This window comes from Rhodococcus sp. P-2 (genome assembly GCF_016598535.1).
GTDB lineage: Bacteria > Actinomycetota > Actinomycetes > Mycobacteriales > Mycobacteriaceae > Rhodococcus_F > Rhodococcus_F baikonurensis.
This window is the reverse complement of the sequence record NZ_CP066779.1, coordinates 1,738,696-1,754,506: the sequence shown is the minus strand read 5'-3', so window position 1 is coordinate 1,754,506 and position 15,811 is coordinate 1,738,696. Positions and strand designations below refer to the sequence as shown.

General features: G+C 63.6%; 12 protein-coding genes. 7 read left to right on the top strand and 5 right to left on the bottom strand.

Annotated elements, in window-relative coordinates; translation table 11 throughout:
• Positions 1–3 precede the first annotated feature (3 nt).
• Together I7X09_RS08255 and I7X09_RS08250 are read right to left on the bottom strand one after the other, a co-directional pair.
• Entirely contained in the window at positions 4–420 is a 417-nt protein-coding gene (locus tag I7X09_RS08255) for a roadblock/LC7 domain-containing protein (protein ID WP_003940329.1), read from the bottom strand.
• Entirely contained in the window at positions 417–3,263 is a 2,847-nt protein-coding gene (locus I7X09_RS08250; protein ID WP_234036845.1) for a HAMP domain-containing sensor histidine kinase, read from the bottom strand. The genes I7X09_RS08255 and I7X09_RS08250 overlap by 4 nt, the downstream gene beginning before the upstream one ends.
• Positions 3,264–3,613: 350 nt before the next feature.
• Here I7X09_RS08250 and I7X09_RS08245 point away from each other — a divergent pair, with 350 nt between their 5' ends.
• A complete protein-coding gene (locus I7X09_RS08245) occupies positions 3,614–4,156 on the top strand; it encodes a DUF6630 family protein (RefSeq protein ID WP_234036844.1) in 543 nt (180 codons plus the stop codon).
• Positions 4,157–4,160: 4 nt separating this feature from the next.
• Here I7X09_RS08245 and I7X09_RS08240 read toward each other — a convergent pair whose 3' ends face one another.
• Both I7X09_RS08240 and I7X09_RS08235 read right to left on the bottom strand, forming a co-directional pair.
• Positions 4,161–5,603 (bottom strand): phospholipase D-like domain-containing protein, encoded by a 1,443-nt coding sequence (locus tag I7X09_RS08240; RefSeq protein ID WP_200316359.1) that lies wholly within the window; start codon positions 5,601–5,603, stop codon positions 4,161–4,163.
• Entirely contained in the window at positions 5,600–6,703 is a 1,104-nt protein-coding gene (locus tag I7X09_RS08235; RefSeq protein WP_095971221.1) for an NAD(P)-binding domain-containing protein, read from the bottom strand. Before I7X09_RS08235 ends, I7X09_RS08240 begins: the two co-directional genes overlap by 4 nt.
• Before the next feature lie 112 nt (positions 6,704–6,815).
• Here I7X09_RS08235 and I7X09_RS08230 point away from each other — a divergent pair, with 112 nt between their 5' ends.
• From I7X09_RS08230 to I7X09_RS08220, 3 genes are all read left to right on the top strand, one after another.
• On the top strand, positions 6,816–7,547 hold the full coding sequence (locus I7X09_RS08230) for an enoyl-CoA hydratase (protein ID WP_166809388.1): 732 nt from the start codon (positions 6,816–6,818) through the stop codon (positions 7,545–7,547).
• 62 nt (positions 7,548–7,609) lie between these two features.
• Positions 7,610–8,725: an MBL fold metallo-hydrolase gene (locus tag I7X09_RS08225; RefSeq protein ID WP_095971220.1), complete on the top strand. Its 1,116-nt coding sequence runs from the start codon at positions 7,610–7,612 to the stop codon at positions 8,723–8,725.
• Positions 8,726–8,799: 74 nt separating this feature from the next.
• On the top strand, positions 8,800–11,304 hold the full coding sequence (locus tag I7X09_RS08220) for a cation-translocating P-type ATPase (RefSeq protein ID WP_095971219.1): 2,505 nt from the start codon (positions 8,800–8,802) through the stop codon (positions 11,302–11,304).
• A 6-nt stretch (positions 11,305–11,310) separates the two neighbouring features.
• On the opposite strand, the gene I7X09_RS08215 is transcribed toward I7X09_RS08220, so the two are convergent.
• Positions 11,311–12,444 carry a GGDEF domain-containing protein gene (locus I7X09_RS08215; RefSeq protein ID WP_234036843.1) on the bottom strand — a complete coding sequence of 378 codons (1,134 nt, stop codon included), beginning with the start codon at positions 12,442–12,444 and terminating at the stop codon, positions 11,311–11,313.
• A 189-nt stretch (positions 12,445–12,633) separates the two neighbouring features.
• On the opposite strand from I7X09_RS08215, the gene I7X09_RS08210 reads away from it, so the two are divergent.
• From I7X09_RS08210 to I7X09_RS08200, 3 genes are all read left to right on the top strand, one after another.
• Complete coding sequence (locus I7X09_RS08210; protein ID WP_003940164.1) at positions 12,634–12,825, top strand: antitoxin; 192 nt, start codon at positions 12,634–12,636, stop codon at positions 12,823–12,825.
• A gap of 106 nt (positions 12,826–12,931) precedes the next feature.
• A complete protein-coding gene (locus I7X09_RS08205) occupies positions 12,932–14,578 on the top strand; it encodes a Na+/H+ antiporter (protein ID WP_095971218.1) in 1,647 nt (548 codons plus the stop codon).
• Between the two features lie 15 nt (positions 14,579–14,593).
• Positions 14,594–15,811 (top strand): lipase family protein, encoded by a 1,218-nt coding sequence (locus I7X09_RS08200; protein WP_200316358.1) that lies wholly within the window; start codon positions 14,594–14,596, stop codon positions 15,809–15,811.

The following is a 15,811-nucleotide window of genomic DNA, read 5'->3' as shown; positions in this document are numbered from 1 at the left end:
AACTCAAATACCCTGCGATGTTCGCGGGGCAATGTCCATGGTGGTCCCGACGCGATCGACGAGAGTCGCCATTTCGTAACCGATCTGGCCGATGTCGCATCCGGCGACAGCGAGTGCGGCGAGGTAGGCGCCACTACCGACGCCCATGAGAAGCAGGTAGCCGTTCTCCATCTCGACGACGGACTGCATGACGGCCCCACCGTCGAAGAGGCGTGACGCCCCCGCGGACAGGCTGGCGAGTCCGGAAGTGACAGCGGCCAATTGATCCGCCCGGTCGAGCGGAAGGTGTGTGCTCGAGGCCGTCAACAACCCGTCGGCTGAGACGATGATCGCGTGACTCACACCCGGCACGTCTCGGGCAAAAGCCGAAACCAGCCAGTCGAGTGCGCGGGGAGTCTCTTGGGCTCCGACAGTGTTCACTGTTCTCCTTCATCGTTGTGCAACATCGTGGACGATTCGAAAGACTGTCCGCCATCGGACTGGTGGACGGCAGCATGCCGACGCCCACGTTGCACGCCGGATTGGTAACTGCTCCAACCACGTTGAACGTCGGCGGGATTGGATGCTTGACGTTGGGCTGTACCACCTCCTCCGACGGCGCCGGGAACCAAGCGAGCTCCTCGATCCCGAATAGGCAATCCGGAATCGGCGATCTTGGTGACCGGCATCTCGAACGACGTCCGGGCAGCCAGCCAGCCTTGATCTGCGTCCGTGGTCCAGGAACCACCGGTGGAAGCCGTTGACGACTCCGCCGTCGGATCCACCAGCCACTCCGACACCATCCGAGCAAAGATCGGCATCGTCGACGGGGCAGACGTTCCACCGTTCGCGCCGCCGTTGTTGTTGCTGCTGTCAGTACGCGCAGACGTGCGAGCCGACATCCCGTCACGGGTACGAGAGGAGAAGAAGGCCGCAGTATTTGTCGGCGTCGGCGTCGGTGCCGAGAGTCGGTGCCGCGGCGCCGGAGTTGTCGACGGCTGTGGACCCACCGGGATCTCGGGACCCTGTGCAGACGAGTTGGATTCCGGCGACGGAGTACGGACGGGAAGCGACGTCGATGCGTTCGCGCCCGCGGGATCGAGTTGGGGAGCGAAGGTTGACACCGGCGCAGCTGGTGCCGGAGTGGTCGAGGTACTGACCTGCGGCACTCCACTCGTGCCCGGGGTGCGGCGAGGTAGTCCCGAGGGTGTTGCCGTCGGTGTCGACTCCGGCGTGATCGGGGCGAACGTCTCGGTCCGATCGGTGCTGATGCCGGGCGTTCGGCGGGGGAGGTCGGCGAAGCTTCTGGTCGCAGGCTGTGGGGGTGCGGAAGCGGTCGGGACCGGCTGTGACCATACCGGGGCAGGTGGTGCGGGCGGCGGTGTCCGCTCGACTGTGGCAACGGGTCCTGTTCGCGGCGTGCGGATTTCGGGAGCCCGCGAGGAATCGAGAATCGAGGTCGGTAGGAGCACCGTTGCGGTGATGCCGCTGTGTGTCGACGACGTTGCCGTCGGGCGCAGGCGCACAGAGATGTTGTAGCGACGGCTGATTCGGCTCACGACGAACAAACCCATGCGACGCGCTGTGTCCGCGCTCATCTCGCCGCCGGCGGCGAGGCGCTCGTTGGCATCGAGGATGTCGGCAGGCGACATACCGATACCGAGATCTGCGATCTCGACGATCATGGAGCCGTCGATGGTGCGGGCAGCGTTGATGGAGACGGTGGTCTCCGGTGGGGAGTACCGCAGCGAATTGTCGAGCAGTTCGGCAATGAGGTGAACGACGTCCGGCGCAGCGTGACCGGTGACGACTCCGGGCGGGATCTGCCCGAGTTCGACGCGTCGATACTCCTCGACACCCGATACCGCGGCGCGAAGGGTATCGCCGAGAGCGACGGGGGCAGTTCTGGCTCGGCGTACATCGGTTCCGGCGAGAACCAACAAGTTGTCGCCGTTTCGACGCATCCTCGCGGCGATGTGGTCGAGCCGGAACAGATTCTCGAGGCGACGCGGGTCGTCCTCGTCCTGCTCGAGCTGTTCGATCAAACCGAGTTGCTGGTCGACGAGGGACTTGTTCCGCCTCGACAGCGTTTCGAACATGTCGTTGACCTGGCGCCGCAGGGTCGCCTGCTCGCCGGCAAGCGTGATGGCCTGACCGTGCATGTCGTCCACGGCGCGCGCAAGTTCGCCGATTTCCTCGTGGGTGCGGATCGGGACACGGGCGAAGTCGAGTTCGTCGGTACTGGCACCTGCGCGGATTCGTTCGATCGCGTCGGGAAGTCCGCGTCTCGCGGCCTGCAGAGCGGCGAACCGCAACCGGCGGATCGGATCGATGAGCGATCGGCTGATGACGAGGGCGATCGCCAGTGCCAGCAGGACCGCGCCGAGCACGATGGCAGTGTCACGAAGTGCTGCGGTTCGTGCTGCATTGGATTCAGTGGTGACGGTGTCGCCGAACTCGGTGACGGTGGTATCGGTCAGGCTGTTGTACTGGTCGTTGTCGGATTTCAGGTCTGCGCCGACGCGGCTTCCCAGAGGAGAGGTCGACGGAGTTGATCCGAGGGCGTTGATCCGGTTCTGAGCTGAGTTGCTGAGGGTCTGGACGGTGTCGTTACTCCCGTCGATGGCGAGAATGTTGTCCAGAGCGACCAGTTCGGCACCGGCGGCACTGACCATCGAGGTACGAGCCTGCTGGTCCGGATCACCTGAGCCGAAGAGAATTCGTTGTTCGGCCAGTGCTCGTCGCGCATCCCAGAGTGCGGCGAGTCGGCCACCCTCTTCGCGCAGCGCCGGACGCTGAGAATGCTCGACGACGCTGGTGAAGGTGCTCGAGAGTGCGCGCGAGACTTCACCGACCCGAGAAACCAAGCGTGCGGGAGCCACCGCGCCGGCGGAAATCTCCTCGGTGATGGATCGGCTCTCGGCAAGTGCCGAAGTCACTTGGTCGTTGAGGGCGTCATCGGACTGGAACGCGCGCGCCGCGTCGACCAGTTGGTCCATTGCGTCCGAAACCGCTTGTGTGGCCGGGCCGGTGTCAGTGCGTGCCGAGGCCGCTTCGGCGAGTTCGTACAGCGCGGATTCGAGGTTGATCGCGGCGGGCACAGCGAGGGCGCGTTCGGACGAGGAACTCAGCTGCGCGGCTTCTTCGAGTTCGGTCTGAACGCGAAGGGCTCCGAGGACGACGGCGACGATCATCGGCAATGCGAGAACGGCGATGACCTTCCAACCCAGGCGCCACTCGCCGATCGACCACCAAGAGGTTGTCGTGTGTGAATCGTGTTTCATGCGGAACATGGCCCCTTCACGTCAACCCCCCGTGGGTCATTGCCCGAACCCCTTCGATCCGGTTTGACCAGAAGGAGTAGTTAGCTGAACGGTAACAGACTGTTCGCTGGCTCGCTACATCCCAGTTGGCTTCTCGGACCGACGATGACTATATCCGGATTGTAAGACCAGGTGAAAGGGTAAACGGACAAGTGCGGCGAATGGGATAGCCGGGTAGTCCAATTTGGTAGCTCGACACCGGCGCTGCTCGGGAATCGGTGGAACTCGGGGTAAGCATCTGGCTCGTGTCCCGACATCGAGACATATCCGAAGACGGCGCACTCGCATGTCAGACTGTGGGAACCGCACCGATGACCGAATCGAACCTTGGAGCCGTAGTGGGTGGACCTGCTCGCGACGCGTTGCGTGCGATCGCCGAACTGCTCGCCTCTGACAGCCCCGCAGTCAGCGATCGTGTGACTCTCGCGATCGACTACCCGGAACGGTATGTCGAGGTACAGAACGATCTGTACTCACAGACGCTCGAGAAGCCGCACCCGGAAATGGCGTGGTTTGCTCTCGTCGACGCATTGCACGAACAAGAACTCCTGGCCTGGGTGGACTGGAACGAGGACGCCGCCGAGGTTCTCGGTCGACTGCGGCAGCTGGAGTCTGCACCCGGAGCGGCCCACTCCTGGAAATGGGCGGACGAGCTTGCCGCAGGCTATGACCGCACCGCTGGCCTCGAAACGCTTCTTGCCGGCGTCGGCGCCAACATCGCCGGGTCAGGAGTTTCCGTAGCCTGGCTCGACAGCGACAGCGATACGTTTCTCATCGTGTTCGTCCCGAGTGTTCAAAGTGCAACTCTCGTCGAACTCGCGCTGGCAACCGGTCACTGTGTGTGCGTGTTCTAGAGTCTCAGCGTTTGCCGAGCAGGCGGCGTAATCCTTCGATTCGATCGCTCAGTCTGGGCGGCGTGCGCTCGGGATCCATCAGTGCATTTTCGGCGAGTACGTGGTCTTCGCCGTCGACTGTGTTGCGGTCGAATTCGCGCAGACTGCGAGCGTCGGAGGTCGAGAGAGCGCGAACCGTCGACAACAGTGACTGCTCACCCAACGCGTCGTCGACTTCTTCCTCGGTGACGTCGAGGTGCTCGCCGAGTAGCCGCCGCCTCAATCCGATGATCGACGCGCGCAGCTCGACATCTGCGTCGTCGACGGATTCGACGGCGATGTCGCACTCGGTGTCGAAGCCCATCGATCGATTGTTGAGGTTCGACGACCCGATTCGCAAGAGTCGATCGTCCATCACGAGGACCTTGGCGTGCACGTAAATGGGTGCGCCAGAAGAGGTCACGGGATAGAACGCACCGAACCGGCCATGGATGTCGGCGCTCCACAGCAGATGCAAGAGGTCGTGGCGTGCTCCGTCCATCGCCTTTTGTTCCAGCCATCCATCGGCATTGCGGGGGATGACCAGAACGATCTCCGGCCCGTCGGCCTCACGTAGACGCGCGGCAATTGCCTCGGCCAGAGTGCGGGAGGCGAGGTATTGGCTCTCGATGTACAGCGTCCGCTCCGCCCCGGCGATGGCCGCGAGATAGAGCGCCTCGATCTCACGTACCTCCGTGCGTTCGCCGAGTTCCGGCAGTGTTCTGGCTACGGCTACGTCGATGACCCGCAACGTGGGAGCCAGATTGACCGGCCATGGCGTCGCTGTGCTCTGAACCGGTACCAGATCCTCGCCGGTTGCGGATTTCCAGCGTGCCCGCGCCAATTCGCCGATTGCCGCGGCCGCATCGCCGTCGATTGCTGTGGTGGCGTCATGCCAAGGGCCGTAACGTCTTCCGCTCGGTGTGATCCGGTAGTCGTTGCGGTCGACGTGATCCGAGGTGTCCCAGCGGTCCACCGTCATGTCGATGCCGCCGCAGAAGGCCAGGGCGTCGTCGATGACGATGATCTTCTGATGGTGCGCCGCGCCCACTGGATGTGCGCCGTCGATCTCGAACCGAAGACGCTCGTCGGTCAACCAGTTGGACACGAAGACGGGAGTCATCCCGCGCCCGATTGCGGTGAAGGCGCCGATGTTCCATTTGAGTACGAGGATTTCGAGATCGGGTTTCTCGCGGACGAGCCAGCGGAGGAACATCCCCAATCGGTTGGGGCCGTCGAGCGTCTGCTTGCCTGGCTCGAGTTTGATGCGCGTGTCGAAATCCCAGCCGATCAACATGATTCGCTTCTCGGCTTGCAGCATTGCGGACTTCGCGTGATGAAAGTAGTCAGCGGCGTCGACGATGCAGGCCAGATTGTCGGCCGGTTCGATGCGCCAGCAGGTTTCTCCCGGTACAAGAATTCTGTTCATTCGCCGATTCCCAGGTAAGACGTCAGTTCGCGGGCGGCCGCTTGGCCGGCGCGGTTGGCTCCGATCGTCGACGACGACGGCCCGTATCCCACCAGATGTACGCGAGGGTCGGCTTCGACCTGCGTGGCGAGGCGTCCGGTCATCGGTATTCCGCCACCTGGTCCTCGCAGGTGCAGAGGCGCCAGGTGATCGAGTGAGCTGCGAAAACCGGTGCACCACAGGATCACATCGGCATCGATGACAGTACCGTCGGCCCACTTCACGCCGTTCGGAAGGATTTCGGAGAACATCGGGAGTCGATTCATGACACCGCGCTCTCGCGCTGCCCGGATGGCCGGTGTCACCGGGAGGCCGGTCACCGAAACAACGGATCCCGGTGGCAGACCGCGTCGTACACGATCCTCGACCATGGCAACCGCGGCGCGGCCGATGTCCGGAGTGAACGGCTCGTCGCGGAACTCCGGTTCACGACGCGTCACCCAGGTAGTGGTCGTGACGCGTGAGATCTCGTCGAGCAGTTGGACGGCCGAGATACCGCCGCCGACCACGACCACATGTTTGCCCTCGAACTCCGCGGCGGTTCGATAGTCCTTCGTGTGGAGCTGTCGTCCACGAAATGATTCGGCCCCGCGATAGTGGGGGATGAAGGGCCGCTCCCAGGTTCCTGTCGCATTGATCAAGCCTCGCGCCGCGAACACTCCGTGGTCGGTCTCGATCCGCAGTCGCTCTTCCCGAGGACACACCACTCGGGTGTGCACCGGGCGGTGGACGGGAAGTTCGAACTGCTTTTCGTACAGTTCGAAGTAATGGGGGACCGCGACGGATGCAGGCACCTGTTCGGCGTCGGTGCCGGTGGTTTCCGCGAAGGACATTCCCGGGAGATCATGCACACCGTTGACGGTGCTCAGTGTCAGGCTCGGCCAGCGGAACTGCCACGCCCCGCCCGGCCCGGACGCATGATCGAGCACCACGAAACCCGATTCGGGTTCGATTCCGAACTTGCGCAGGTAGTACGCGGCGGAGAGTCCGGCCTGTCCGGCGCCGATCACCACCACGTCAACCGGGTGCGGTTCCGGTGAGGCAAGGTCGTCTGTACTCATCGGTAATCTAACCTCCTGATGTACAGAACTTAGCTGCAGAGAAGTATGCGGACGGTATCGGCGCCTCGGAACGTCCCTGCGTCGAGCCTTCCAGAAACGAAAGTGAGCGGACATGATCGGGTTCTCCCGTGACGGCAACGTCGTGACCATCGAGTTGCAGCGTCACGAGCGTCGCAATGCACTCAGCGCGGAACTCTGCATTGCGATTCGGGACGCGATGAACGCGGCAGTCGCCGAGCATGCGCACGTCGTCGTCATCACCGGTGAGGGATCGGCATTCTGCGCAGGGGCAGATCTCTCCGGCGACGTCTACATGGAGGGCTTCACCGATCGCCTGTTCGAGATGCTTCGGTCTATCGACACGGCGCCCATCCCGGTCATCGCTGCCGTCAACGGTCCGGCCATCGGCGCGGGCACGCAGCTGGCCATCGCGTCGGATCTGCGCGTCGTGGCGCCGGGCGCTCGTTTCGGAATCCCGGCAGCCACCCTCGGTGTCTCGGTGGACAAGTGGACGATGCGTCGGCTCGCGTCGCTGGTCGGCGGCGGTCCCGCGCGCACCATTCTGCTCGGTATCGAACAGATCGGCGCTGAGGAAGCCTTCACTCGGGGCCTCGCCAACAAAATCGGCACCCTCGACGACGCCCAGGAATGGGCACACCGCATCGCCAATCTCGCACCGCTGTCGTTGCGGCACATGAAGATGGTTCTCAACGACGACGGCACCATGGAGGAGCAGTCTCCCGAGCAACTCGACGCTCTTCACGCCGCCTGGCTCAGCGAGGACGTCCAGGAAGCCCGCGCGGCCCGCATCGAGAACCGCCCTCCCGTATTCAAGGGCAAGTAAAGCCGGTTGCAGGGTAAACAGGCGCCGGGCACACAGGGCGGATAGTGGCTACGCTCGTCTGAATGAAGAAGACGACGGTTCTCGGAGTTGCTGCTGTTGCCGCGGCGACGGGGTGGGTGGCGCGAGCCGCATGGGGAATCCCGACGCAGATCGGGGCATCGCGAAACACGGTGCAACCGTATGCGGCGATGTCTCCGCGATATCGGGACCGCCAGTTCCACAACTCGGAGCCCAGCAGCACACTGGTGCCGGGCACTGATGCCGGAATGTTCAAGTCGATGGCAACGCGAGGGTCGACGGGTCGGCCGCGTCAGCCGATTCCGTTGGCCACTCCGCTGGCACCGGCGGTAGCCGGCGACGCAGCGGTGACGTGGTACGGCCATTCGAGTGTTCTCGTCGAGGTCGACGGTTACCGTGTTCTCGCCGATCCGGTGTGGAGCGAGCGCGTATCACCCTCGGCCACAGTAGGTCCCGCACGGATGCACCCCACTCCGGTGGCATTGACCGAACTGCCTGCAGTAGATGCGATAGTCATCTCTCACGATCACTACGACCATCTCGACATGGCTACGGTCAAGACGCTGACTCGTACTCAGACCGCTCCGTTTGTCGTGCCGATCGGTATCGGGGCTCACCTGCGGCACTGGAAGGTGCCCGAGAACCGGATCGTGGAATTGGACTGGGACGAGTCGACAAAAATCGGCGACCTGGTCCTCACGTGCACCGAGGCTCGTCACTTCTCCGGTCGTGGTCTTGTCCGGAACACGACTCAGTGGGCGTCGTGGGTGTTCGCCGGTCCGGAGCACCGGGTGTTCTTCGGCGGCGACAGCGGATACACGCAGCGCTTCGAACAGTTGGGTGAAACGTACGGGCCGTTCGATCTGACGCTTCTCCCCGTCGGCGCCTACGACGTGCGCTGGCCGGACATTCACATGAACCCCGAAGAGGCAGTGCAGACGCACATCGACCTCAACAAGGGCGACGGGTCTCGCGGTGTCTTCGTCCCGATCCACTGGGCAACGTTCAACCTCGCGTTTCATTCATGGTCGGAGCCGATCATTCGCCTCAACGAGGCCGCGGCGGAGGCGGGCACCAGCGTGTCGGTGCCGATGCCGGGCGGCCGGATCGACGCGTTGTCGCCGACACCGCCGTCGAAGTGGTGGATTGCTCTCAGCTGACCAGAAGCGCAGCGGACGTGGTTGCCTTTCGAGTCGAACCCTGATTAGTTGCTCCGGGTGCGTAATCTTTGACCATGGCTCACGAGCACACCGGTTCAGAAGAGACAGCAGTGGCGGTAGCCACTGAGCGATTGCCGGACGACGTCGACGTCGCCCGCGGTCTGACCGCCGATCAGGTTGCGGCCCGGATCGCGTCGGGGCAAACCAACGACGTGCCGGATCGGGCGTCCCGCTCGGTCAAGGACATCATTCGCGGCAACGTCTTCACCCGCATCAACGCGATCCTGACGGTGTTGTTGGTGATCGTGCTCGCGACGGGCTCGATCATCGACGGCATGTTCGGATTGTTGATCATCGCGAACAGCGGTATCGGCATCATCCAAGAGATTCGTGCCAAGCGCACGCTCGATGCACTGGCCATCGTGAGTCAGGCAAAGCCCATGGTCCGGCGTGACGGGGTCGCCGTGGCGATGGCGCCCAAAGACGTTGTGCTCGACGACATTATCGAACTCGGCTCCGGTGACCAGATAGTCGTCGACGGCGAGGTGGTCAGTTCCGCTGCACTCGAGGTCGACGAATCGCTCCTCACCGGTGAAGCCGATCCGGTTCACAAGGCGAGTGGCCAGCAAGTGTTGTCGGGCAGTTTCGTTGCCGCCGGCAGCGGCGCGTACCGCGCCACCAAGGTCGGTGGCGATGCATACGCGGCCAAGCTTGCCGAAGAGGCGAGCAAGTTCACTCTCGTGCACTCGGAACTGCGCAGCGGCATCGACAAGATCCTGAAATTCATCACCTACCTGATGATTCCCGCGGGAGCGCTGATCATCTTCAATCAGCTCTTCACCATCGGCCTGCCGATCCGACCCGCCCTCAACGGCATGGTGGCAGCGCTGGTTCCGATGGTTCCCGAAGGCCTGGTGCTGATGACCTCCATCGCGTTCGCGGTCGGTGTCATCCGATTGGGCAAGCGCCAGTGCCTCGTTCAGGAGTTGCCGGCGATCGAAGGCTTGGCCCGTGTCGACGTGGTGTGCGCGGACAAGACCGGAACCCTGACCGAGAACGGCATGCGCCTGTCCGAGGTCGACGTCGCACCGGGTGGTTCGGGGGAGTCTGCGGTCAAGTCCGCGTTGAGCGCGATGGCTGCGTCCGACCCTCGCCCCAACGCGAGTGTGCTGGCGATTCGCGAGTCGCTCTCCGACGATCCAGGCTGGGGCGAAGCCACCGCGGTGGCGCCGTTCTCCTCGGCGAAGAAGTGGAGCGGCCAGTCGTACGGCAGTAACGGCAACTGGGTGCTCGGTGCCCCGGACGTGCTGCTCGACCCGGACTCGGAGATGGCCCGCAAGGCGGAAGAAGTGGGATCGAGCGGGCTTCGTGTCCTCATGCTCGGCAGCAGCGACCTCCCCGTCGACGACGCCGACGCACCGGGCACCGTCACCCCCGAAGCTCTGGTCGTGCTCGAGCAGAAGGTGCGTCCCGACGCCCAGGAGACGCTGGAGTACTTCGCCAGCCAGAAGGTCGCAGTCAAGGTCATTTCCGGCGACAACGCGGTTTCCGTCGGCGCCGTTGCCGGGTCCCTCGGACTCGAGGGCGGCGACCGCCCCATCGACGCGCGGGAGTTGCCCAGCGATCAGGAAAAGCTGGCGGACACTCTCGACGGAGCAACGACGTTCGGGCGAGTGCGACCGGATCAGAAGCGGGAAATGGTCGCGGCCTTGCAGTCTCGCGGGCACACCGTCGCGATGACCGGTGACGGCGTCAACGACGTACTCGCACTCAAGGACGCCGACATCGGAGTCTCGATGGGTTCGGGTAGCCCGGCTACGCGAGCCGTGGCCCAGATCGTGCTGCTGGACAACAAGTTCGCGACGCTCCCGTACGTCGTCGCGGAAGGCCGCCGAGTGATCGGCAACATCGAGCGCGTGTCGAATCTGTTCCTGACCAAGACCGTCTACTCGGTGGTGCTCGCGTTCCTGATCGGCATCACCGGCGTCCTGTCCCAGGTCTTCGACTTCGAGCCGCTGCCGTACCCGTTTCTGCCCCGCCACGTCACGATCGCAGCGTGGTTCACGATCGGTATCCCGGCCTTCATCTTGTCTCTGGCACCGAACAACGAGCGCGCACGAACCGGTTTCGTCTCTCGCGTGATGCGCTTGGCGCTGCCGTCCGGTCTGATCATCGGCATCACCACGTTCATCTCCTACGTGTTGGCCTATCAAGGCCCCGACCAGACGGAGACCCAGAAGATCCAGGCCGGAACCAGCGCTCTCATCACGTTGATCATGATCGCCGTGTGGGTCCTGGCAGTCGTGGCCCGGCCGTATGTGTGGTGGAAGCTCGTTCTGATCGGCGGATCGGTGGCCGGCTACCTCATCCTGTTCGCGCTGCCGTTCACCCGCGAGTTCTTCAAGCTGGATCCGAGCAACGTCGCTGCCACGACGCTCGCGATCACCCTCGGCGCTATCGGCGTCGTACTCGTGGAACTCTCGTGGTGGATCAGCGCGCGCCTACACGGGGAGAAGCGGAAGATGTTCGCGACGCCCGACGATCTGCCCGGTGAGCATCACCATGCTCACAGCGAGTAAGTAGTTTCAGCGCCTGAACATCTGCACCCAGGCAATGCGATCGCCGCCGCGCTTCTTGGCCCGGTACATCGCGTTGTCTGCGTGCTCGATCAGTTCGTTGACAGCCCGATCCGGTAAGTCCGTCTCGGGGCTCAGATAGACACTGACGCCGGTACTAGCGGATACGGGATAGGGATCGGAGTCGGACGAGACCGCCGAATGTATCTCGGTGGCGACCTGTTCGATTTCTCCTCGATCGACTCCGCGCAGGACGACGAACTCGTCGCCGCCGATTCGCGCCACCACCGCGTCGGGCCCGGCGGCAGCGATGAGGCGGTCGGCGACGGCGGTCAACGCGTCGTCACCCGCGACGTGCCCGTGCGTGTCGTTGAGGATCTTGAACGAGTCGACGTCGATGAGTAGCGCGATCAGCGCTTGCGTTCGATCGCTGCGCAGCAGATGCTGAGCCTCGTCCTGGAGTCCGCGGCGATTGAGCGTCGCGGTGAGATAGTCCCGGTGGGCGTTGCGTGCGTCGTCGGTCAGTCGGAGCCAGACGATCTGCAGAATCCACGCCGTGGAGAACACCACGCCGGCCACCATCAGATAAAGGTTCAGGACCACCCAGTTGTCGTTGACCGGTTCGGGCATCGCCATGGCGGCCAGCGCCGTACAGACAGCAAGAGCCCAGCCGATGTGGGTGATGGCAACGCGTGGGCTGTGAACGATAGCCGCGTAGAAACCGATCATGATGAACAGGATGCAGCCGATGGTCCCGACGAAAGCGGTGCGTACGGCGAAGAAAAGAGTGACGGCGAGCCATAGGTCGGCCCAGACGACGAAAGCCACGGATTGTCGCCAGGTGGGCCACGATTCATTACGCGCCCAGCGGTAGCCCGCATAGGCGCCGCTGATCGTTCCGAGGGCGAAGATCGACCGAGCCAGAGCAGTGTCGGAACCGAACCGGCTCAACTGCATCGTCACCGCGATCAGGGCGAAGAGGAAACACCAGACCGCGACCAATTTGCGTCCGGGAACGGTCAACCCGCGAGCGTCGAGGAATCGGGGGAGCCAGGTGTAATCCGTGTGATCTGACCACCACCGTGACAGCAGTTCACGCGTCGGGTGGGGGTCGCTCCCCGTCCCGCGCAGTCCTGCATTCAAACCGGGTACCTGTCGATGTCGATGGATGGGCAATCAGCTATTGGCGGGTTAACGCTACCTCGAGTTGTGCGTGGCCCGGACGCACGGACCTGCTTTCTGGCGCAGAGGCCCTCGACCTGTGAGAATCGAAGGGCGCGGAGGAACGATTCCGCCGAAGGACGTGCGTCAGCACCGGGAGAGGACACGGACATGGGTTTCTTGGACAACGTCAAGGGATTGGTCGAAAAGGGCCAGGAGCTCGCAGCGGAGAACTCCGACAAGGTTCACGACGCGATCGACAAGGTCGCCGACATCGCCGACGACAAGACCGGCAACAAGTACGGCGATCAGATCGACAAGGCAGCCGAGGCTGCCAAGAAGGCCGTTCCAGAAAAGCAGTAATACCGGATTCGGCAATACCGTTGCTCAGGAGCCCGTAACCGAAATGGTTGCGGGCTTCTGTGCGTCCGCTGGGTGAACTCCCAGGGTCGGCGGGCAGAATGAACGCGTGAACTTCACCTGGATTCTGCTGGTCGTCATTGCCGCCATCGCAGTCACCGGGCTGTCCAATCGGCGAAACCTGCAGGCCCCGCTGGTTTTGGTGACGGTGGGCTCGGTCGCCTCGTTCATACCCGGCATGCCGCGGCCGGAACTGGATCCCCACGTCATTCTCGGTGTGGTCCTGCCGCCGCTTCTCTACTCGGCAGCTCTCAAATTCTCGGTGGCGACCTTCAAACGCAACCTTGCACCGATCCTGCGCCTCGGCGTCGGAATGGTGTTGGTGACGGCGTTCGTGGTGGCCTTCTTCGCCGAATGGATGGTTCCCGAGTTCACGATCGGCGCCGCCCTCGTGCTCGGAGCCGTGATCGCGCCGACCGACGCCGTCAGCGCGGTAGCGGTCGGTCAGAAACTCGGACTCCCGAAACGGGTCATCGCCATCCTCACGGGCGAAGGGCTCGTCAACGACGCCACCGCGCTCACGCTCTTCACCGTTGCCGTCGCAGCAGTGACCGGAACCAGAATTGCCACCGATTCGCCCCTGTTGTTCTTCGCGTACGAAGTGATCGGTGGCGTCGTCGTCGGTTTGGTGCTCGCGTTCGTCGTCAAGTTCGTTCGTGCACGCATGTACGACTCTCCACTCGAAACCGGCCTGGGGTTGGTGCTTCCGTTCGCCGCCTACCTGGCCGCTGAGGAACTGCACGCGTCCGGTGTCCTGGCCGTCGTGGTTGCAGGTTTGGTGATCGGGCACTATTCGACGGACGCGTCGATCATGACGAGACTGCAGGAGCGCTCGGTGTGGTCGAGCCTGGACACCCTTCTCGAGATGTTCGTCTTCGCGTACATGGGGCTGCAGCTGAGTTTCGTGATCGACGATGTTGTCGCCGACGGGCTTCCGGTGCTTCACGTGTTCGCGTACGGTCTCGCAGTCCTGGCCGTGGTCATCGTAATTCGGCCGCTGTGGCTGTTCCTGAGTTACTCGCGTGTGCGATTCGGTGTGACCCTGCGCCGTGACCGCGAGAATCAACTGACGTGGAAACAGAATCTGGTGGTCTCGTGGGCGGGAATGCGCGGCGTCGTCACTCTTGCTGCGGCCGGCGGTATCCCGTTCGCGCTCTCGTCCGGCGAGCCGTTCCCCGGTCGCGGCGTCATTCAGGCGATCGCGTTCATCGTCGCTGTCGGGACTCTGCTCATCCAGGGATCGACCTTGCCGTTCATGATCCGTCGCCTCGACGTCGCGGATCCTTACGAGCAGCTGCGGACACAGGAACAGATGGAGTTGGCCCGCAACATTTCTCGCAAGGCGGGCGAGAAGGCGCTGGCAGACGCAGCCGCGCACCCTCCGCCGGGGATCGACGGAAAGGAATTGCAGGCAATCGTCGAGCGCGTACGACGCTCGATGCAGGCGAGGCTTCAACTCCAGGAGGTCGACGAGGACGCCGATCGCGAGGCCGCTTTGTGGAATGCGGGAGCATTGTTCGACAAGTTCCGGCATCAGTCACTGCGCTCGCAACGAGTTGCCTTGATCGCCGCACGTGACGACGGCGATCTCGACGACGAGGTATTGCGTACCGTATTGGAAGGACTCGACATCGAAGAGGCCGCAGCCGAGGAACGTGTCAGGCGTCGCCGAGCCGGTAGCGGCGCGGGCAAATAGAGGGGAACACTGCGTATGACGGTTCGGAGTTCGAGAGTTCGCGCAGGCTGGGGAATCATGGTGGCGAGCGCACTTCTCGTCAGCGTGGGCTGCGGATCGAATGCGTCGCCGGACATCTCTGTCACCGACACCGCAACCACGACGACCCCACCGGTCGTGAGCAGTGCTCAACGCGGCGTCGTCTTCGCCAGTGAACCTTTCACCAGCACAGCCGAAGTGGCGGCGTCCGGAGCGAGCGCAACGAAGATCCTGTACGGCTCCACCTCCGGCATCGACGGCCGGGAGACTCAGGTCTCGGGAACGGTGTTCACGCCGGCTGGAACTCCGCCCGAGGGTGGTTGGCCGATCGTCTCCATCGGCCATGGCACGACGGGTATTTCGGACGACTGCGCGCCGTCGGCCTCGCCGACCCTCTTCGGCACGATCGGTCTGGTCGCGCCGTTCCTCGACTCGGGATACGTGGTCGCTGTCTCCGACTTCGAGGGCCTCGGCACTCCGGACCCGCATCCGTACCTGCAACCGGACACTGCGGCGTTCAACGTCATAGACGCTGTTCGAGCGGCGCGCAACGTCGTTCCGGACACCTCGACTCGCTGGGCAACACTGGGACTTTCCCAAGGCGGGCAGGCGTCCTGGGCAGCAGCCGAGGAAGCCGATTCCTACGGGGACGGACTCGAATTCGTAGGTGCGGCAAACCTGTCCCCGGCAGCGGACATCTCACCGATCATCTCGAGTGATTCCGAGGTGAATCTGTCACTGCCTCAGCAACTGCTGCTGCCCTATGTTCTCGAAGGGCTGTCCCTCACCCATCCGGACCTCGAACGAACCGACTACGTGCGCGGCGCATTCGAGCAGAACTACGACCTGCTCACCTCGTGCCTGACCTCCCGTGCGACCGAGAAGTTGGGTCTTGTCGGAAAGGTGACGCCAGCAGACACCCGGCCCGCCACCGCCGAGGATGCGGACCGAATTCTCGCGTGGCTAGGCGACGTTGCGCTCCCACGTCAACGCGCGAGCGGTCCCATGTACGTGGTTGTCGGTACCAACGACAACCTCATCCGTCCGGAATGGACCGAGGCTGCGGTCGAACGTGCCTGCGCCGACGGCGACGTCATCGAATTCCAGGCGCGGCCGGGCGAAGGTCACGCGGACGGTGCCGCGGTGCCCGGAGCTGTTGCGTGGGTGAAGGATCGATTTGCAGGTGTGCCGGCGCCGAATACCTGCGGGTCGTGA